20 protein-coding genes are annotated in these 20,075 nt (G+C 58.9%); 6 read left to right on the top strand and 14 right to left on the bottom strand.

Going from position 1 to position 20,075, the window contains the following annotated elements:
• The 6 genes from AC1DYF_RS22535 to eno all read right to left on the bottom strand — a co-directional run bounded on the left by AC1DYF_RS22535 (position 1) and on the right by eno (position 5,078).
• Positions 1–312 (bottom strand): hypothetical protein, encoded by a 312-nt coding sequence (locus AC1DYF_RS22535; protein WP_477879006.1) that lies wholly within the window; start codon positions 310–312, stop codon positions 1–3.
• Between the two features lie 12 nt (positions 313–324).
• Complete coding sequence (locus AC1DYF_RS22530) at positions 325–1,713, bottom strand: pyruvate dehydrogenase complex E1 component subunit beta (protein WP_477879005.1); 1,389 nt, start codon at positions 1,711–1,713, stop codon at positions 325–327.
• 26 nt (positions 1,714–1,739) lie between these two features.
• Entirely contained in the window at positions 1,740–2,015 is a 276-nt protein-coding gene (locus tag AC1DYF_RS22525; RefSeq protein WP_477879004.1) for a hypothetical protein, read from the bottom strand.
• Positions 2,016–2,018: 3 nt separating this feature from the next.
• Positions 2,019–3,071, bottom strand: coding sequence for a pyruvate dehydrogenase (acetyl-transferring) E1 component subunit alpha (gene pdhA / locus AC1DYF_RS22520; protein WP_477879003.1), 1,053 nt, complete (start codon positions 3,069–3,071; stop codon positions 2,019–2,021).
• 200 nt (positions 3,072–3,271) lie between these two features.
• Complete coding sequence (locus AC1DYF_RS22515; RefSeq protein WP_477879002.1) at positions 3,272–3,580, bottom strand: FtsB family cell division protein; 309 nt, start codon at positions 3,578–3,580, stop codon at positions 3,272–3,274.
• Positions 3,581–3,803: 223 nt separating this feature from the next.
• Positions 3,804–5,078, bottom strand: a complete 1,275-nt coding sequence (gene eno / locus AC1DYF_RS22510; RefSeq protein ID WP_477879001.1) for a phosphopyruvate hydratase — start codon at positions 5,076–5,078, stop codon at positions 3,804–3,806.
• A 269-nt stretch (positions 5,079–5,347) separates the two neighbouring features.
• Between eno and AC1DYF_RS22505 the strand changes: the two genes are divergently transcribed.
• On the top strand, positions 5,348–7,162 hold the full coding sequence (locus tag AC1DYF_RS22505; RefSeq protein WP_477879000.1) for a methyl-accepting chemotaxis protein: 1,815 nt from the start codon (positions 5,348–5,350) through the stop codon (positions 7,160–7,162).
• Between the two features lie 56 nt (positions 7,163–7,218).
• On the opposite strand, the gene kdsA is transcribed toward AC1DYF_RS22505, so the two are convergent.
• Entirely contained in the window at positions 7,219–8,067 is an 849-nt protein-coding gene (kdsA, locus tag AC1DYF_RS22500) for a 3-deoxy-8-phosphooctulonate synthase (protein WP_477878999.1), read from the bottom strand.
• Position 8,068: 1 nt separating this feature from the next.
• Positions 8,069–8,941 carry a VOC family protein gene (locus AC1DYF_RS22495; protein WP_477878998.1) on the bottom strand — a complete coding sequence of 291 codons (873 nt, stop codon included), beginning with the start codon at positions 8,939–8,941 and terminating at the stop codon, positions 8,069–8,071.
• Between the two features lie 412 nt (positions 8,942–9,353).
• On the opposite strand from AC1DYF_RS22495, the gene AC1DYF_RS22490 reads away from it, so the two are divergent.
• Together AC1DYF_RS22490 and AC1DYF_RS22485 are read left to right on the top strand one after the other, a co-directional pair.
• On the top strand, positions 9,354–11,336 hold the full coding sequence (locus AC1DYF_RS22490; RefSeq protein WP_477878997.1) for a bifunctional 2',3'-cyclic-nucleotide 2'-phosphodiesterase/3'-nucleotidase: 1,983 nt from the start codon (positions 9,354–9,356) through the stop codon (positions 11,334–11,336).
• Positions 11,337–11,440: 104 nt separating this feature from the next.
• A complete protein-coding gene (locus AC1DYF_RS22485) occupies positions 11,441–12,208 on the top strand; it encodes a class II aldolase and adducin N-terminal domain-containing protein (RefSeq protein ID WP_477878996.1) in 768 nt (255 codons plus the stop codon).
• 21 nt (positions 12,209–12,229) lie between these two features.
• Here the strand turns inward: AC1DYF_RS22485 and AC1DYF_RS22480 are convergent, their stop codons facing one another.
• Together AC1DYF_RS22480 and AC1DYF_RS22475 are read right to left on the bottom strand one after the other, a co-directional pair.
• Positions 12,230–12,709 (bottom strand): hypothetical protein, encoded by a 480-nt coding sequence (locus AC1DYF_RS22480; protein WP_477878995.1) that lies wholly within the window; start codon positions 12,707–12,709, stop codon positions 12,230–12,232.
• A gap of 138 nt (positions 12,710–12,847) precedes the next feature.
• Complete coding sequence (locus AC1DYF_RS22475) at positions 12,848–13,165, bottom strand: HlyU family transcriptional regulator (protein ID WP_477878994.1); 318 nt, start codon at positions 13,163–13,165, stop codon at positions 12,848–12,850.
• Between the two features lie 184 nt (positions 13,166–13,349).
• Here AC1DYF_RS22475 and AC1DYF_RS22470 point away from each other — a divergent pair, with 184 nt between their 5' ends.
• From AC1DYF_RS22470 to AC1DYF_RS22460, 3 genes are all read left to right on the top strand, one after another.
• A complete protein-coding gene (locus AC1DYF_RS22470; protein WP_477878993.1) occupies positions 13,350–14,270 on the top strand; it encodes an alpha/beta hydrolase in 921 nt (306 codons plus the stop codon).
• 101 nt (positions 14,271–14,371) lie between these two features.
• The gene (locus tag AC1DYF_RS22465; RefSeq protein ID WP_477878992.1) at positions 14,372–14,947 is read left to right on the top strand and encodes a hypothetical protein; all 576 of its coding nucleotides are present in this window, start codon (positions 14,372–14,374) and stop codon (positions 14,945–14,947) included.
• Between the two features lie 33 nt (positions 14,948–14,980).
• The gene (locus AC1DYF_RS22460) at positions 14,981–15,559 is read left to right on the top strand and encodes a hypothetical protein (RefSeq protein WP_477878991.1); all 579 of its coding nucleotides are present in this window, start codon (positions 14,981–14,983) and stop codon (positions 15,557–15,559) included.
• A 28-nt stretch (positions 15,560–15,587) separates the two neighbouring features.
• Here the strand turns inward: AC1DYF_RS22460 and AC1DYF_RS22455 are convergent, their stop codons facing one another.
• From AC1DYF_RS22455 to AC1DYF_RS22440, 4 genes are all read right to left on the bottom strand, one after another.
• Positions 15,588–16,277 (bottom strand): ABC transporter ATP-binding protein, encoded by a 690-nt coding sequence (locus AC1DYF_RS22455; RefSeq protein ID WP_477878990.1) that lies wholly within the window; start codon positions 16,275–16,277, stop codon positions 15,588–15,590.
• Positions 16,270–17,574, bottom strand: coding sequence for a lipoprotein-releasing ABC transporter permease subunit (locus AC1DYF_RS22450; RefSeq protein ID WP_477878989.1), 1,305 nt, complete (start codon positions 17,572–17,574; stop codon positions 16,270–16,272). Before AC1DYF_RS22450 ends, AC1DYF_RS22455 begins: the two co-directional genes overlap by 8 nt.
• A gap of 11 nt (positions 17,575–17,585) precedes the next feature.
• Positions 17,586–18,914, bottom strand: coding sequence for a proline--tRNA ligase (proS, locus tag AC1DYF_RS22445; protein ID WP_477878988.1), 1,329 nt, complete (start codon positions 18,912–18,914; stop codon positions 17,586–17,588).
• An 869-nt stretch (positions 18,915–19,783) separates the two neighbouring features.
• Positions 19,784–20,053 (bottom strand): DUF1467 family protein, encoded by a 270-nt coding sequence (locus AC1DYF_RS22440; RefSeq protein WP_477878987.1) that lies wholly within the window; start codon positions 20,051–20,053, stop codon positions 19,784–19,786.
• Positions 20,054–20,075: the final 22 nt, after the last annotated feature.

Here is a 20,075-nt window from a genome sequence, read left to right as displayed (position 1 = left end):
TTACTTCTCCCCCGCAGCAAAAGCGTCGACGAGCACCAGCTTCTTGCTGCCAATCTGTTTTCCGATGGAATTGGCGATTAGATAATTCAACGCGAGAAAGCTGACACCGAGGCCAACCAAACCCGAGGAAACCCGAATGATGGTCGGCCACGGAGCAGTCGCTAGCGCAGTCGAGCCACTGACGATGGCAGCTGTGAAGCCGATGATGAATCCGACAACAGCACCGGCAGCGAAACCGCCGATCAGCGAAATCAGCATCAGCTTCCAATAGATCGACCAGGTTATCCGCCTGACTTCATCCATTGTGGCCATGGGCCGTCGTCCTCACTTGTAGCAGACGGCTTTGACGGCATCGATGACTTCGCCGACATTCGGCAGAGCCAGCTTTTCGAGATTGGATGCATAGGGCATCGGCACGTCCTTGCCGGCAATTGTGATGACCGGCGCATCGAGATAATCGAAAGCCTCGCGGCTGACGCGGTTGGCGATGAAGTCGCCCACCGAGCTCTGCGGGTAACCCTCTTCCACCGTCACCAGGCGGCCGGTCTTCTTGACGCTTTCGATCACCGCCGGCAGGTCCATGGGCCTTAGGGTGCGCAGGTCGATGAGTTCGACATCGATGCCAAGCTTTTCGAGTTCGGCGATCGCCTTGACCGCATAGGTCATGCCGATACCCCAGGAAACCATGGTTACGTCCTTGCCGGAACGATGGATGCGCGCCTTGCCGATCGGCAGGACGAAATCATCGAGCTTCGGCACGTCGAAGGACTGGCCGTAGAGGATTTCGTTTTCAAGGAAGATCACCGGATTGGGATCGCGGATCGCGGCCTTGAGCAGGCCCTTGGCGTCGGCCGCCGTATAGGGCTGGATGACCTTGAGGCCTGGGATCTGACTATACCAGGCGCCGTAATCCTGGCTGTGCTGGGCGGCAACGCGGGCGGCGGCACCATTGGGGCCGCGGAACACCATCGGCGCGCCCATCTGGCCGCCGGACATGTAAAGCGTCTTGGCAGCAGAATTGATGATCTGGTCGATCGCCTGCATGGCGAAGTTGAAGGTCATGAATTCGACGATCGGGCGAAGCCCGGCCATGGCAGCACCGACGCCTATGCCGGCAAAGCCATGCTCGGTGATCGGCGTATCGACGACGCGCTTGGCGCCGAATTCCTGCAGCAGGCCCTGGGTGATCTTATAGGCGCCCTGATATTCGGCGACCTCCTCGCCCATGACGAAGACGTTGGGGTCACGGCGCATCTCCTCGGCCATGGCGTCGCGCAGTGCTTCGCGGACCGTGATATGCACCATTTCGGTGCCGGCCGGGATCGCAGGATCGGCGGCGACTTCAGCCTTCGGCGCGGCCGGAACCGGAGCCGCGGCCGAAACCGCTTTGGTCGGTTGTTCGGCTTCCTCGACCCTCGGGGCCACAGCAGCTGTCGGAGCAGCAGGCGCCTTGGCATCCGAAGCGCTCTCGCCTTCCTGCAGGAGCACGGCGATCGGCGTGTTGACTTTGACGTTCTCAGTGCCGGCGGCAACCAGGAGCTTGCCGATCGTACCTTCGTCGACCGCCTCGACCTCCATGGTCGCCTTGTCGGTTTCAATCTCGGCAATGACATCGCCGGATTTCACCGTGTCGCCCTCTTTCTTCACCCATTTCGAAAGCGTGCCTTCTTCCATGGTGGGCGACAGCGCTGGCATGAGAATATCGATCGGCATTTTTCCTCACCCGTGTCTTCGGAGCGTCAGCCCCTGAATTTGGTCCAGATCAGCGCGGCAGCACCTGCGATGACCATCAGAATAACTAGCCTCTGTGCGAGGCGGTACCAGAATGGCGGTCTTCCGTGGATCGCTTCGAATTCCAGCTGACGCCGCAGCCGCTCCGAACGCGTATCCAGATACTCAACTATCCTCCTGGCATAATGCAGCATCGATGTTGCCGTATGCCAGAAAAACCAGCCGAAGAGCGCAAGCAGGAGGACAGCAAAAACGATCCAACCCACCGGCTCCGCGGCTGTCATGCATCATGCCTCGAGCAGAATATCCGTCCAGAGTTCGGAGACATCCGGCTCCTTGTCGGCCTGGGCGAAATCGGCTGCATCGGCGACCACGTCGCGCACATCCTTGTCGATCGCCTTCAGGTCGTCCTCGGAGGCCCACTTCTTTTCCAGGAGGCGTGCACGCACCTGCTCGATCGGGTCGTGCTCGGAGCGCATCTTCTGCACTTCGTCCTTCGAGCGGTACTTGGCCGGGTCGGACATGGAGTGGCCGCGATAGCGGTAGGTCATCATTTCAAGGATCATCGGCCCCTTGCCGGAGCGTGCATAATCCGCAGCCTCGGCGGTCGCCGCCTGCACGGCGCGGACATCCATGCCATCCACCTGGATACCGGGGATGTTGAAGGAGGCGCCACGCTGGGAGAAATCGGTCTGCGCCGAAGCGCGCGATACCGCGGTGCCCATGGCGTAGCGATTGTTCTCGACCACGTAGACGACCGGCAGCTTCCAGAGCTCGGCCATGTTGAAGCTCTCGTAGACCTGGCCCTGGTTGGCGGCGCCGTCGCCGTAGAAGGCGCAGCAGACACTGCCATTGTCGCGATAGCGGTTGGCGAAGGCAATGCCGGTGCCGAGCGACACCTGGGCGCCGACGATGCCATGGCCGCCGTAAAAATTCTTCTCCTTGGAGAACATATGCATCGAGCCGCCCTTGCCCTTGGACAGGCCGCCCCGGCGTCCGGTCAGCTCAGCCATGACGCCGCGCGCGCTCATTCCCATGGAGAGCATGTGGCCGTGATCGCGATAGCCGGTGATCATCTGGTCGCCGTCCTTGAGCGCCATCTGCATGCCGACAACCACGGCCTCCTGACCGATATAGAGGTGACAGAAGCCGCCGATAAAGCCCATGCCGTAAAGCTGGCCGGCCTTTTCCTCGAAGCGGCGGATGAGCAGCATTTCGCGATAGGCCTTCAATTCGGCGTCGCGGTCGAACTCGGCAATAGCGGGCGCCTTGCTCTCACTCTTCTGTGCCTTGACGGCGGGTTTACGAGCAGGAAGCGTCGCAGTCTTGCGCGTGGCCATTCAAATCCTCCCTAGCGGCGGTCTCGATCTGACGGGAGAATAGGCAATTCCGCGAGAGGTAGCAATGCCATAATTGCACAGCTACTATTCATTCCATGCTATTGATTCCGCTACATAATTCTGTAATAAACTAAATTCAGGTTAATTCTATTTTGCGACGCAACATGTACCGTTTTGCAACGCAAAACGCCGATCACGCCTCATTTGAAAATGACGATTTCGTCGCTGCGTGAAACGTTGAGGTAATAGCGCGCCTTCTCGTCCAGCATGTCCTTTTCGAGCGAGCCGTCGCTCATCAGATGGACCTGGCGTTCCAGCGCTTCGCGCGTCTTGACCAGCTCAGTCAGCTCGGCTTCGCGCTCGATACGGCGCTGTTCGAACTGCTTGGTAGCGTTCAGGCCGAGGTCGCCATGAATGGAATGATAGCCGAAATAGCTGCAGAAGCAGACGGCGAGAAGAGGGGTGATAAGGCGGCCGAAATAACGCTTTTTATGTTGCTTGGTCCACATGTCAGGCCTTGGAGAGACGCAATACGTTCTTGATGACCAATATGAATCGAAATGTTTAACCGAACATTGACTCTGTTTGCATCGGCACGAAATTCGTCAGCGAATCCGATATTTTACAGAGACTCAGCAAATACCCCGACGACGGGAGTTGACCTTCTCCGACTCAAGCAAACGGCCTGCGGGTGGCGTTCCACCCGCAGGCCGTTTCGCGTATGCGAAATGATCAGCCCTTGATGATCGAACGGCCGGCGTAATAAGCGGCCGAGCCGAGTTCCTGCTCGATTCGGATCAACTGGTTGTACTTGGCAGTGCGGTCGGAGCGCGACAGCGAGCCGGTCTTGATCTGGCCGCAGTTGGTGGCGACGGCGAGGTCGGCGATGGTCGAGTCCTCGGTTTCGCCCGAACGATGCGACATGACAGCGGTATAGGCCGCCTTGTGTGCCATCTCGACGGCTTCGAGCGTCTCGGTCAGCGAACCGATCTGGTTGACCTTGACGAGGATCGAATTGGCGACACCCTGCTTGATACCGTCCTTGAGGCGCTTGGTATTGGTGACGAACAGGTCGTCGCCGACGAGCTGGCACTTTTTGCCGCAGAGGTCGGTCAGCATCTTCCAGCCCTCCCAATCATCCTCGGCCATGCCGTCTTCGACAGAAATGATCGGGTAGCGGCCGACGAGGTCAGCGAGATACTGCGCCATCTCGGCGGAATCGCGCACCTTGCCCTCGCCTTCCATATTGTATTTGCCGTCCTTGAAATATTCAGTGGAGGCGCAGTCGAGGCCGAGATAGATGTCTTCGCCCGGACGATAGCCGGCCTTCTCGATCGACTTCATGATGAAGTCCAGCGCTTCCGGCGGGGAATTGAGGTTGGGAGCAAAACCGCCTTCGTCGCCGACATTGGTATTGTGGCCGCCGGCATGCAGCTCCTTCTTCAGCGTGTGGAAGACTTCCGAACCCATGCGCACGGCGTCGCGTAGCGTCTCGGCGCCAACCGGCAGGATCATGAATTCCTGGAAGTCGATCGGATTGTCGGCATGCGCGCCGCCATTGATGATGTTCATCATCGGCACCGGCAGCGTGCGGGCGCTGGCGCCGCCGACATAGCGATAAAGCGGCAGGCCGGAGGAGATCGCGGCGGCCTTGGCGACAGCCAGCGAAATGCCGAGAATGGCATTGGCGCCGAGGCGGCTTTTGTTGGGCGTGCCGTCGAGCTCGATCATGGCGCGGTCGATATCGATCTGGTCCTCGGCATCCATGCCGGTAATAGCGTCGAAGAGCTCGCCATTGACGGCATCGACCGCCTTTTCGACACCCTTGCCGAGATAGCGCTTGCCGCCGTCGCGCAGTTCGACCGCCTCATGCGCGCCGGTCGAGGCGCCCGACGGGACTGCGGCGCGGCCGAGGCTGCCGTCTTCGAGCAGCACATCGACCTCGACGGTCGGGTTGCCACGGCTGTCGAGAATTTCCCGGCCCAAAATATCAACGATTGCGGTCATGATCCTATCCCTTGCTGTTGGCGGATTCTGGCGGTTCCCGCACTCATTAGCCCGTCTGTGCGAAATTTCAATGGTGGGGCGGAATTTCGCGGATTCAAAAGTTCAGCCGCGACTTAAAACGATTTGAGTGTCGCTGTGCGCGAGAAAACAGACCGTGCAAGCAAGTATTAACTATATCGTGGTGAATTATCACACAATTACTTAATTGATTTTGGTCTGGCCACGTTCGCCAGGGTTCAGATCGATTTGTTTGCCCTGAGGAGGTCAGCATGGCATTCACCATCGCCCGTAGTCTTGTCGTGTTTGGCATTGCCGTTTCAGCCGGACTTTTCGTGTCTATCGGCTTGCAGCAGAGTGCGCTGGAACGGCTGAAGGTCAATGGGCCGGTCTATGAGCAGGTAGTTTACGGCAAGGACTTGATTGCCGATATACTGCCGCCGCCGCTGTTTGTGGTCGAATCCTACATGCTGTCCTTCGAGGCCGCGAAATTCCCGGAACTCACCGAAGCCAATCTTGCCAAGATTGCCAATCTGAAGAGCCAATATGACGATCGCCGCGCCTACTGGCAAACCACACGGCTGCCACAATCGCTGAAGGACGAGCTCGAACATGATGTGGTCGCCAAGGGCGATGTCTTCTGGAAAGTGATGGACAGCAAGATCATCCCTGCACTGAAAGCCAAGGATGAGGACAAGGCGCACGATGCGATAGAGCAATTGCGCGTCGCCTTCCATACGCATCAGGATGCGGTCGAAAAGCTGGTCGAGAATTCCAACGCTTTCCTCGAAGGCGAGGAGAAAAACGCGGGCTCCGAAATCGTCACCTGGACGATCTATGCCGGCGCGGCAGGCTTGGGCTCGTTCGCGCTGCTGCTTGCTGGACTCTACCTGTTGCGCCGCCGCGTGATCGTGCCGGTCGCAGCGATGACGGCCTATATGGGCGAACTGGCCGCCGGTGATTTCACCGCCGAGGTTCCCTACGCGGACCGTTCCGACGAAATCGGCGCGATCTCCAAGGCGGTCGCAGTGTTCCGCGACACCGCGCGTGAACGGCAGGAGGCGCGCCACCGCGACGAGGCGGCCAAGGATGCCGAGAGCGAACGCGAGCGCCGCACTACGGCCGAGAAGGCTGCGGAAGAGCGCATGCGCGAGGCGGTGATCCACGCTTTGCGCGGCGGGCTTGACCAATTGTCGCGCGGCAATCTCGGCTACCGCATCGAACAGGCGTTCGCAGCCAATTACGAAACCCTCAGGGCCGAATTCAACGCCAGCCTCGAAGCGCTGTCGCACTCGCTGGATGAGATCGCCGCGACAAGTGGCCGCGTACGACTGGCCTCGGCCAGCATTACCGAAGCCAATGAAAACCTCGCCCGCCGGACCGAGCAGCAGGCGGCGACGATCGAAGAGACAGCCGCCGCCCTCGACCAGATGAACACCACGGCGAAGAACGCATCCGACCGCGCCCGGCGGGCCAATGATATGATGGCCGAGGCACGCGCCGGTGCCGAGCATTCGGCCATCGTCGTACGCGAGGCGATCTCCGCCATGGAGATGATCGAAAGCTCGTCGAGCGAGATCGGCCAGATCATCAACGTCATCGATGAGATCGCCTTCCAGACCAACCTCCTGGCGCTGAACGCCGGTGTCGAGGCGGCGCGCGCCGGCGAAGCCGGCAAGGGTTTTGCCGTTGTGGCGCAGGAAGTCCGGGAACTTGCCTCGCGCTCCGCCAAAGCTGCCAAGGAGATCAAGACATTGATCTCGGCGTCATCAGCGCAAGTGGCCAACGGCGTGTCGCTGGTCAACCGCACCGGCAGCGCGCTCACGGACATCGAAGCACAGGTCGGCAAGGTGACGGGGCTGATCGGCGAGATCGTCGCGGCATCCAGCGATCAGGCCTCCGCGATCGGCGAGATCAATCTATCGGTCAATACGCTCGACCAGGCGACGCAGCAGAATACGGCCATGGCCGCCGAGACGACGACCGCCTGCCGCGCGCTTGGCGGTGAAACGCAGGCGCTCGAGGCTGTGGTTGGCCGTTTCCATCTCGATCACATCACCGGGCAGAGACAGAACAAGGCCGCGTGACCAGCGACCCGGTCCCGCGGCCTTGCAAAATTCTTCGCCGGCGAAATAATCTCTGCTCAGGCCGCCTTGGCGATGCGGTCGAAAGAGATAAGCTTTTCGAGCAGCATCGGCATATCCTTGAGATAGACCATGTTGGGACCATCCGATGGCGCGTTGTCCGGATCCTCGTGCGTTTCCATGAATACGCCAGCGACGCCCACGGCCACCGCCGCACGCGCCAGCACCGGCACCATCGCCCGATCGCCGCCGGTAGACGCGCCCTGCCCGCCCGGCTGCTGCACCGAATGCGTGGCGTCAAAAATCACCGGCGCGCCCATGGCCGCCATGATCGGCAGCGAGCGCATGTCGGAGACAAGCGTGTTATAGCCGAAGGACGCGCCACGCTCGCAGAGCAGCACATTCGGATTGCCGCTCTCGTTGAGCTTGGCGAGCACGTTCTTCATGTCCCAAGGTGCGAGGAACTGCCCCTTCTTGACGTTGACGACGCGGCCGGTCTTGGCGGCGGCGATCAGGAGATCGGTCTGGCGTGACAGGAAGGCGGGGATCTGCAGGATATCGATCACCGGGGCCACCTCGGCGCATTGCTCCTCGGTATGAATGTCGGTCAGCACCGGAAAGCCGAATTCCTTCTTCAGGTCGGCGAAGACTTCCAGCGATTTTTCGAGGCCGATGCCGCGCTTGCCGGAGAGCGAAGTGCGATTGGCTTTGTCGAAAGAGGACTTGTAGACCAGGCCGATACCGAGTTTCTGGCACAGTTCGGAAAGCGTGCCGGCGATCATGAAGGCGTGTTCGCGGCTTTCCATCTGGCAGGGGCCGGCAATCAGCGACAGGCTACCGGTATTGGTAAAGGTCACCTTGTGCCGGCCTTCGCCGACCACGACGGTTGAATTGGTATTTGTCATCATCTTACTCCCAGAAACCCATCAGAATGCCCTGCCCCGGTTCGGCGGGCACGAGCAGCATGCCGTTATGTCTCATCGTGGTGACACCATTGGCAATCAGCAGCGCCTCCGTCTGTGCCAGGCTCTCGACGGAGAAGACGATCGCCCGGCCGCGAAGGCCGCGCTCCGCCGGCATGTCGATGCGCAGATAGTCGCGTGCGCCATCCTTGTCCAGCACCTGGATTTCGACATTGCGCGAAGCAATATCGATACCGCCCCGGCTACGCTCCATCGCCGGCTGGCCGATCACCTCTTCGAGGAACGGCGCGAACTCGACGGGCTCATGTTCCGTCAGGATCACCGACTTGATGCCAGTCACGCCATTGGCATGCGCTTCGAGCGCTGAGCGATCTGCCGGCGGCACATTGATGCGCTGGCAGGTGAAGGCATGGAATTCCGGCGCCCTGAGATCGGCGGCAAAGGAGAGCTTGAAAGTCGCTGTGATCTCATTGCCGTCTGGAAACTTCATCTGCCGCGAGAATTGCAACTGTTCACCGGCCGAGATGCCGGCGGCGCGGAAGGCCGCATCGTCGCCATCGCCATCATCGGATCCCATGACGATCCCCGACAGGCCTTCCGGACCATTGCGGAAGCGGAAGGCCGCGCTGCGGGCGACGAACTGGTTGCCGGCCTTGATCGCGACAGCGCACTCCTCTTCGCTGGCGACGCCGAGCGGCTCCAGATAGGACTTATCCTTGAAGAAGACGCAGGCATTTTCGGTGCCGAACGGATGGCGGGCGTCGGCCGCGACGGTAAATCCGAGGCGCGTCAAGCGCGCCCGGGCGGTGCGGATATCGGTGACAGGCAGGACGAGATGGTCGAGCGGGCGTGGCGGCATGGGAGCTCCCTGAAAAGGATGGTGCCCTTTTGCATGTTTAGGGGTGGCGGATCAAGGGCGTGATGGTCAGCAGTCTTGGCGGGCCCCTTCGAGGCTTTCCGGCTATGCCGAAAAAGCGCCCCGGGGTGAGGGCCTATATGTGGCAGCGCAGGTGCCGCAATCTACCCCTTGCTGCAAGTGCGCTTGCGGCACCGCGAGCGCCCAATCTCCCCTCACCGTGAGGCGCCTCATGACGCGAAGCGGAATGGGGCCTCGAAAGGCCCTACCCCAAGTATTATGAGAAAGAACACCACACGCTTGCGCCCCGGCGCATCTTGACGCATGCACATCCAGTCATTGCGAGCCACAACATTTCTGTCATCTTCGGCGCGTAGTCAGGATTTCCTTCCGCATTCAAGACGAGGAGATGACAATGCAATCGATCCTGGACCTTCCCTCTACCCGCCGCTCCCTGCTCACCGGCATCGCAGCCACTTCGGCGCTCGTCATGCTGCATCCCTTCGCCGCCCGTGCCGCCGCCAACCAAGCACATCTTCGAATCATGGAAACGACCGACATCCACGTCGCCGTCTATCCCTATGATTACTACGCCGACGCGCCGGACGACAAATCCGGCCTTGCCCGCACAGCGACGATCATCGACAAGATCCGCGCCGAAGCCGGCAATTCCATGCTGATCGACAATGGCGACTTCCTGCAGGGCAATCCGCTGGGAGACTATATCGCCTATCAGCGCGGCATGAAGGATGGCGACCTGCATCCCGTCATCAAAGCGATGAACGTGCTCGGTTATGAATGCGGCACGCTCGGCAACCACGAATTCAACTATGGCCTCGACTTCATGTTCAAGGTCATGCAGGGCGCCAACTTCCCTTACGTCTGCGCCAACCTCACCAAGGGTCAACTGGCGAGCGACCCGCGCAAGGATGACCTCTACCTGAAACCCTACCGGATCGTCGAAAAGACGATCAAGGATGGCGCGGGCGTCGAAAGCAAGGTCAAGATCGGCTTTATCGGCTTCGTGCCGCCGCAGATCATGATCTGGGATTCGAAGAACCTTGAGGGCAAGGCGCAGACGCGCGACATCGTCGAAGCTGCCAAAGCCTGGGTTCCGGTCATGAAGGAAGACGGCGCCGATCTCATCGTCGCCCTCTCGCATTCGGGCATCGATGGCGCCAAGCCGGACGAACGCATGGAAAATGCCTCGCTCTACCTCGCTGGTGTCGAGGGCATCGATGCGGTGTTCACCGGCCACCAGCATCTGGTGTTCCCCGGCCCCAAAACCTGGGATGGCATTGCCGGCGCTGATCCCAAGAAAGGCACGCTGATGGGCAAGCCGGCGGTCATGGCCGGTTTTTGGGGCTCGCATATGGGCCTGATCGACCTGCTGCTCGAAAAGGACGGCAAGAGCTGGAAGATTGTCGATTTCACCGCCGAAGCGCGGCCGATCTATCATCGCGACGGCAAGAAGGTGGTCGCCGATGTCGGCGACGACAAGCGCATCATCGATGCGATCAAGACCGAACATGAGGCGACGCTTGCCTATATCCGCAAGCCGGTCGGCAAGACCTCGGCACCGCTTTATTCCTATTTCGCCCTGGTCGCCGATGACCCGTCGGTGCAGATCGTCAGCGAGGCGCAGCTCTGGTATCTCAAGGACATCCTGAAGTCGTCGCAGTACAAGGACCTGCCGATGCTGTCGGCAGCGGCGCCGTTCAAATGCGGTGGCCGCGGCGGCGCTGAATACTATACCGACGTGCCGGCCGGTAATATCGCCATCAAGAATGCCTCCGACCTCTATCTCTATCCCAATACGCTGCGCGGCGTGCTGATCACCGGCGCCGAGGTCAAGAACTGGCTGGAAATGTCGGCCGGCATCTTCAACCAGGTCAAGCCGGGCTCCAAGGATGTAGCGCTGATCAACCTCGATTTCCCGTCCTATAATTATGACGTGATCGACGGTGTCACCTATCAGATCGACCTGTCGCAGCCGCCGAAATATGATCATGACGGCAAGCTGATCAATCCGGATTCGAGCCGCATCCAGAACCTTCAATACAAGGGCAAGCCGATCGATCCCGCGCAAAAATTCATCGTCGCCACCAACAACTATCGCGCCGGCGGCGGCGGTAATTTCCCCGACATCAAGGGAGACAAGGTGGTCTTCGTGGCACCGGACACCAATCGCGACGTGCTGGTGCGCTACATCATCCAGAACGGCACGATCAATCCAACCGCCGACGGCAACTGGACCTTCAAGCCGCTGCCGGGCACGACCGTGACCTTCGAAAGTGGTCCCAAGGCACGCAACTTCATCAAGGAGGTCAAGGGCGTGAATATCGCGGATGCCGGCGAAGGCGAAAATGGCTTCGCGAAATTCCGCATCACGCTGTGACCCCGAATAATTTGTGTCAGAACCGGCGGGAAATCCGCCGGTTTTGTTGACGCCCCTGCGCTGGGCGGGCATCTTCATGGCAGACCTATTCTGGGAGATTTGCCATGACCGCCAACGTCGCTTCGGTCCACCGCCTGGACAACTTGCCCCACTATCTGGAGCGCGTCGACCTCGCCTGTGCTTTCCGTTGGACGGCAAAGCTCAATATGCACGAGGCGGTCGCCAACCATTTCTCGCTTGCGGTCAATGACGACGGCACACAGTTCCTGATGAATCCGAACCAGGTGCATTTCTCGCTGATCAAGGCTTCGAACCTGCTGCTGCTCGACGCCAACGATCCGAAAACCATGGATCGCCCCGATGCACCCGATCCGACCGCCTGGGGCCTGCACGGCTCCATCCATCGATACGTGCCGCATGCGCGCTGCCTGATGCATGTGCATTCGATCCATGCCACCGTGCTCGCCTCGCTGGCCGATTCCCGCCTGCTGCCGATCGACCAGAACACCGCCACCTTCTTCAACCGCTATGTCATCGACGAGCAATTCGGCGGGCTCGCCTTCGAAAGCGAGGGCGAGCGTTGCGCCCGCATGCTGAAGGACCCCAAGCACAAGGTGATGATCATGGGCAATCACGGTGTGCTGGTCATCGGCAAGAACGTCGCCGACACTTTCAATCGCATGTACTATTTCGAGCGCGCCGCCGAAACCTATATCAAGGCGCTGATGACCGGCCAGAAGCTAAGGATACTTTCCGACGAAATCGCCGAGAAGGTGGCTCAGGAAATCGATGACTATCCGGGCCAGGCCGAACGCCACCTCGCCGATCTCAGGATCCTGCTGGAAAAGCAGGAGCCGGATTTCATGCATTGAGGCTGCTCGGACAAAGGAGCCTCAATCGCCACAGGTGATCGAGAACGACTTCTTGATTTCGGACGTCTTTTTGTTGCCGTCCATCATATAGGCGTCGATGTTGACGCCGTTGCAGTTGTGGTCGATCACGACAGTGCGAAAGAGCTTGTCCTTCGCCATGAAGGCCAGCGGGAATTCGGCATTGACGATCGGCGGCGTGCCGGAATCGCTGCCGTGGACGACGACATGCAGCACCGGATTGTTCTCGTAGAGCTGGTTGGCCTTGCCGCTCATGACGATGTCGACGCGCATCTGGATGCTCTGGCCCTTGTCGCCGTTGGCGACGATCGTATCGCCGCTGTCGGCCTTGGCGGCAACATTCTTCGACATGTCTCCGCTATCCTCATAGATCAGGAAGGCACGCAGCTTCTCGATCTTCGGCGCGTCGGCGAAAGCGACCGAAGGCAGCATGACAAGCGATGCGGCGGAGACGATAACGGAAGACAGAAACAACGAGCGCATATTTCCCCCTGAAGCAGCGACAGTAGAAATACGGTTCATGGCCATTCGAAATTCGCTGTGATCATGCAGAGGCATGTGGCGACGGCCATATGCATCGACCATCGACGATCAGAAGGATGTCGACGGCCCACGGCCGCCTCAGACCTGGCGTTCTTTCTCGCCGTCGGCGAACAGGCCGGGATTCTGCTCTATGATCTGCGTCGCCTTGCGGAAGGTAGTTTCGACCGTGTCATCCTCGCTGGCAAAGACGTCGGCGCGGACGAAATTGCGGATCAGCTTCTCGCCATTCACTTCATGCTCGATCCGGCCGGCGAGACGATACTGTGATCCTTCCCTGCGCGGCGTGGCAAAAACGGTGTATTCGCCGATTTGCTGCTTGTGCTCCTTGCCCGCTGCGACCGAAGCCGCATCGCCACCGGAGAAAGCACCGAGAATCTTGGAAAAAAATCCAGCCATGAAACAATCCACATGTTGCAAACGAGGCTTAGCATAAAGCCCAAAACGAGACCAGCGTCAAACCGGATCAACCGGTTAGGCCTCGTGAGAAGGTAGAGTGCGGCGCATATATTTGGGGAAGCTGGCGAGGAAAATTGTTATTCTATTTGTTGTTATGATCGTAGCGGCAAGAGGAGCGGTCCAGATGTTCGGTTCGCGGACACATGTCGACACGACCATGACCTTCGACAGCGCCGCGATCGGCGCCGATCCAGATGCCTATCTCAAGGCTGCGGAAGCTAAGGTTGACGGTATCCGGCCGGGTTTACAGAAGCAGATTATCTGGGCCGATCCGGCAACCAAGGAAAAAAAGCCGATCGCGATCGTTTATATCCACGGTTTTTCCGCCTCACTGGGTGAAGCCAGACCCTATCCGGACCTGATCGCCAGCGCACTCGACGCCAACCTTTATTTCAGCCGGCTGACTGGCCACGGCGCGACGAATGAAGCGATGGGCAGGTTCACTGTCAACGACTGGCTCAACGACATTGCTGAATCGATTGCCATCGGCGAGACGATCGGCGACCGCGTCGTCGCCATCGCAGTCTCGACCGGCGCCTCGGCACTGACTTGGGCGCTTGCCCAACCGCAGTTCAGGAGTCGGGTGGCGGCGGCGATCTTCATCTCTCCCAATTTCAAGATCCGGAGTTTTGGTGCATCTCTGCTTACCATGCGCGGTGCGAAAGAGCTCGCGCATCTGCTGATCGGCAAAACCCGCTCTTTTGTTCCGGTCAACGCATCGCACGCGAAATATTGGACATATTCCTATCCTGTCGAAGCACTGTTGCCGATGGCGGAAATCGTCAAGCTCGCAGTCAATACCCGTGTGGAGGAAATTCCGACCCCACTCTATGTGATGATCTCGCCCAGGGATCAGATCGTGTCGCCAAGCGTAACCCGTGCGATTGTCGCACGTTGGGGCGGCCAACATGAACTGGTTGAAATCTCCAATGCTGATGATCCTTATCAGCATGTGCCCGTCGGCGACACGCTGTCGCCATCGACCACCAGGGACGCCGCAACCGCGACAAAGGCATGGTTAGGAAAGGTGCTCAACCTGAAATGAGACCGACAGGCCGAATTCGCCCGGCACATTTCTTGACCGGGCGGCGGGCGGCGTTCTTTAATCAGCGTCACGAACAATGATTCTGCGCGGCGGAGAGTGTCTTGGCGAACTATCTGAGCTTCCTGCTATCGGCGGTCGTCGCGATGTCCGCTGCACCTCAACTGCATGCGGGCGAACTGGTCGATCTCGCCACCCAGGCGGAAGGCCTGATCAACAAGGGCGACGCTATGGGCGCCTATGAAAAGATGCGGCAGTCGCTGAACGAGGCCTCCGAGAAGACCCCTTTCAACATCCGCAAGGCCTTCTTCGTCAGCGAAAAGCCGGTCAATTTCGGCAATTATGCCCGCGTCGGCAACAATGAGTTCCCGGTCGGCTCATCGCTGATCACCTATGCCGAACCGGTAGGCCTGGCCTGGAGGCCGGCCGATGGCGCCGAGGTGCAGGCGCAGTTCACGGTCGATTTCGAGCTGCGCAATCCGGCGGGCGAGGTGCTCGCGGTACAGAAGGCTTTCGGCAGTTTCAAGATCGAGAGCCACGAACCGTTGTTCGAGATCTTTACGCCTTTGACACTCGACGTCTCCGCCGTGCCGGCCGGCGACTATGTGCTGAAATATACGTTCAACGACCTCAATTCGAAGAAGTCGACGGATATTGAACAGAGGTTCAAGCTGAAGTAGAAAGAACTGCCATTTCTCCATTGGGCATCTGAAATGAATATTGTTCAAATTCTTGCCACGACCGTATCTCTGACCATATCCACAACCCCACCCGCACAGGCAGTCGAACTGAAGGGATTGTTGCGGCACGCGATCGATCTGGATCGTGAAGGCAAGCAGGCAGATGCTCTCGACGCTCTGAAGAGGGCCGAGCAAGACTATGCGGCTTCCGTGCCGCTGATGATGAAAAAGATCGTATTCGTAGCCTTTCCCTCGAAGGGATTCGAGGGCTATGTCGAGCGAACGAACACCAGCTACACGGCAGGTGAGCGGATTAACGTTTATCTTGAACCAATTGGACTGCTCTGGAAGTCAATTGGCAATGGTTTGTATCGTCCCAACATAACTCTCGACTTCAAAGTCACGTCAGACGACCATAACTTCGTTCTTCAGCGAAATAATCTGCCGTTCAACAGTCTGCCAGCGCGGGAAGCCAGCCTGGATTTCTTTCTCAATTTCTATCTCGATACCATGAACTACACAGTCGGCGGTTATACATTGGAGTTGACCGTCCATGATCTGACCAAAAATCAGACTGCCGTCGCCAAAGGCAAGTTCACAATACATTCCTGAAAGCCGTTGCGCCGAACGCGGAAGGCGCTCAAACTTCGACAACCAGCCCGCCCTCGAGCGTCACCCGCCGGTCCATGCGGGCCGCGAGTTCGTGATTGTGCGTCGCGATCATTGCCGCGAGCCCCGATTGCCGCACCAGTGCCTCCAGCGCATCGAAGACATAATGCGCGGTCTTGGGGTCGAGGTTGCCGGTCGGTTCGTCGGCGAGGAGGATGAGCGGCGCATTGGCAACGGCGCGGGCAATGGCAACACGCTGCTGCTCGCCGCCGGAAAGTTCCGCCGGACGATGTTCACCGCGATGGCCGACGCGCAGATAGTCGAGCAGCTGCCCTGCCCGCTCGCTCGCCTCCTTGCGGCCAAGGCCGGAAATCAACTGCGGCATCATCACATTTTCCAGTGCCGAGAATTCCGGCAGCAGATGATGGAACTGATAGACGAAGCCGATATCGGAGCGGCGGATGGCGGTGCGCTCGCTGTCCGGCAGGTTCCCGCAATCCTTGCCATCGATGAAGACATTGCCCTCATCGGGCTTTTCAAGCAGGCCGCAGAGATGCAGCAGCGTCGACTTGCCGGTGCCTGACGGCGCGACGAGGCCGACCATCTCGCCCTTGCGGATAGCGAAATTGGCACCCTTGAGGATATCAAGACGCGTCTCGGCCTTGCCGTAGTGGCGCCAGACATTGTCGATCTTCAGGACTTCCGCAGCGTGATCATTCATAGCGCAACGCCTGTACGGGATCGAGGCGCGAGGCACGCCAGGCCGGGAAGATGGTGGCGATGAAGGAAAGCACCAGTGCCATGATGATGACAGACATGGTCTCGCCGAAATTCATCTCGGCCGGAAGCTGGCTGAGGAAATAGAGTTCGGGATTGAAAATCGTCGTGCCTGAGATCCAGGAAAAGAATTCCCGGATGCGCTCGACATTAAGGCAGACGATAACGCCGAGGATGACGCCGGCCAGCGTGCCGACAATGCCGATCGCCGCCCCGGTCATGAAGAAGATGCGCATCACCGCCCCGGAGGAGGCGCCCATGGTGCGCAGGATGGCGATATCGCTGCCCTTGTCCTTCACCAGCATGATCAAGCCGGAAATGATGTTGAGTGCTGCGACCAGGACGATCAGCGTCAGGATCATGAACATGACATTGCGCTCGACCGACAGCGCCGAGAAGAACGTCCTATTGCGCTCCCGCCAGTCGGTGATGAATATCTGCTTGCCGGCCGCCTTTTCGATCAACGGCCGCATCTGGTCGACCATATCGGGGTGGTCGATGAAGACTTCGATCGACTGGGCGATGCCATCGGCATTAAAGAAGGTTTGCGCCTCCTCGAACGGCATGAAGATAATCGAAGAATCATATTCCGACATGCCGACCTCGAAGACGGCCGTGATCTTGTAGTTCTTGACGCGCGGATTGACGCCCATCGGCGTAACGTCGCCATCCGGGGACAGCAGCGTGATCGAGTCGCCCGCTCCGACGCCGAGTTGCGCCGCCAACCGGCTGCCGATGGCGATGCCGTCGCCTGAGGCGAAGCCGACGAGGTCGCCCTCGCGGATATTTTCGGAGACCAGCTTCAATTTGTTCAGGTCATCAGCGCGAATACCACGCACCAAGGCGCCGGAATTGTTCTGCCCCTTGCCCTCCGCCAGCACCTGGCCGTCGATATAGGGAATGGCGAGCTTGACGCCTGGTATTTTGGTGAAACGGTCGCTCATGTCGGCATAGTCCTTGAGCGGATCGTCTGCCGACGAAATCACCATATGGCCGTTGACGCCGAGGATGCGGCTGATCAGTTCGCTGCGGAATCCGTTCATGACGGCCATGACGATGATCAGGGCCGCCACGCCCAGCATGATGCCGATAAAGGAGAAAGCCGCGATCACGGAAACGACGGATTCCTTGCGCCGCGCGCGCAGATAGCGCCACGCGACCATCCGTTCGAAAGCGGAAAACGGTGCGGCGGACGGGCTGTGTTCAACCGTCGCTTCCGCTTCCACCACGCCTTCCGTCATTCCTGCCCCGCTCAATTGGCCGATGTCAGCCGGTTGATAGCCGCCTCAATAGACACGGTCTCGCGTGCGCCAGACTTGCGGTCCTTGATCTCGACCTCGCCGCTCGCCACCGAGCGCGGGCCGACGATGACCTGCGACGGCACGCCGATGAGATCGGCGGTGGCGAATTTCGCACCGGCGCGATCGTCCGTGTCGTCATAGAGCACGTCGACGCCGGCTTTCGACAGCGCAGCATAAATCTGCTCGCTGGCGCCATCACAGGCCTGGTCGCCGACCTTCATATTGATGACGGAGACCTCGAACGGCGCCACGGATTTCGGCCAGATGATTCCATTCTCATCATGTGAGGCTTCAATGATGGCTGGAACAAGGCGTGTCGGCCCAATGCCATAGGAGCCCATATGGACCGTATGCTGCTTGCCATCCGGACCCTGGACGTTGGCGCCCATGGGTTCGGAATATTTGGTGCCGAAATAGAAGATGTGGCCGACCTCGATGCCGCGCGCCGACAGACGGTCGGATTCGGGAATCGCGTTGAAGGCAGCCTCGTCATGCATTTCGGACGTCGCGGCATAGACCGAGGTCCACTTGTCAAAGATCGCCTGCAGTCCGGCGACATCGTCGAAATCGGTGTCGACAGGCGGAATGTCGAAATTGACGAAATCCTTGTGCGAGAACACTTCGGATTCGCCGGTATCGGCAAGAATGATGAATTCATGGCTGAGATCGCCGCCGATCGGACCAGTGTCTGCGCGCATCGGGATGGCGCGCAGACCGAGCCGGTCGAAGGTGCGAAGGTAGGCCGTGAACATCTTGCGGTAGGAATGTTCGGCGCCTTCGCGGTTCAGGTCGAAGGAATAGGCATCCTTCATCAGGAATTCGCGCGAGCGCATGGTGCCGAAGCGCGGCCGCACCTCGTCACGGAATTTTAGCTGGATATGATAGAGATTGAGCGGCAGGTCCTTGTAGGACTTGACATAGGCGCGGAAAATCTCGGTGATCATTTCCTCATTGGTGGGACCATAGAGCATTTCGCGCTCCTGGCGGTCCTTGATGCGCAGCATTTCCTTGCCATAGTCATCGTAGCGGCCGCTTTCGCGCCAGAGATCGGCCGACTGCAGCGTCGGCATCAGCAGTTCGATGGCGCCGGCGCGGTTCTGCTCTTCGCGGATGATCGCGTTGACCTTGTCCAGCACCCGCTTGCCCAATGGCAGCCAGGCATAGATGCCCTGGCTTTCCTGGCGGACCATGCCGGCGCGCAGCATCAGCCGGTGCGAGACGATCTCCGCTTCCTTGGGGTTTTCCTTGAGAATGGGCAGAAAATAACGGCTGAGACGCATGATGTTTATCCGGAACGCTGGCGATGATCAGAATCGCGAAAAATACCCGATCTTTGACAGGCGTTCTTAACGGCTTCCCGTCCGGAAGAAAACCCGGCCTGCCGCCAAATCTCGCATTTGCTTATGAAAAGTGGAAGCCCAAGAAGGTCAGTCCACGAGATGCAAAGGCTGCTATATGTTCATATGTGAACGCCCAATGCACCGGGAAATAACGAGGTGAATTTGATTGAATTTGTCAATTATTTGACAGTTTTGCGACGGATGCAGCTACCGCAACCTTGTTTTCTTTGTCAACGAAATTTTTTTTCGATCGTGTCTCATTTTTGCAAAAAAGCGGATGACAACGATTATTCTTTAAGCTACGGTCCGGTCATAAAACAGGCAGGGAGATCAAATCCTTGTCAGCATTCGCGGTCAAGTCTTGGGAGGATGGGATCTTTGGCGCGCTAACCCGCTGCCCCCGAATAGGGAATGAGATCACGCGAAATCACTAAAAAACAAGGCTTTATGCCTTGTTTTTTTTTGCCTTGCGAATGGCTTACGAAGCTTGCCTTGAACGCGGATTCTCGAAAGCGTCGTCGACTTGTCCGCTGGCGACAGCACTGTCGCGGCGCTTGATAAGCGTCAAATTGCGTAAGCAATTGGTAACAAAACACAAGAAAACCCGGTGTGCCGGAAAGCGAGTCCGGACTGGATACGAGGCGCCGACTGTCTCCCATGGCCGATGCCATAAAGGCAGGATCGGCAGGTCGAGATCGCGTCGTTTTACAGTCGCGGATGGAACCGGTAAGCGAAGGCTGTCACCGCCATCTATGCCCCGCCAGGAGATCAGCGTCCGCGCGGCGGACGCCGTTTCGCATTACCTGTAATTATTTGAAGTCCGGGATGATGCGCGGGATAGACATGGCGCTGACGCCCTTGACCTCGGTCAGCCAGTAAAAGACGCCGTAGACAACAGCGGCGACGATGGTGTTCATCAGGAACATCCGCCAGAAGCGAAAGTTCGCCGGCGCACTTTCCACCGTACCCTTGACCACGGATTTGTTCTCGCCCTGCGTCCGCAGCCCCACCGGCAGGACCATGAACAAGGTGATCCACCAGCAGATGAAATATTCCGCGACGATCGATAGCCAAGGCATGTGAGGTTTCCCCGTTTCCGGC

The sequence above is a fragment of the Rhizobium sp. P2_G9 genome, assembly GCF_056403475.1.
This window is presented reverse-complemented; position numbering and strand designations above follow the sequence as displayed.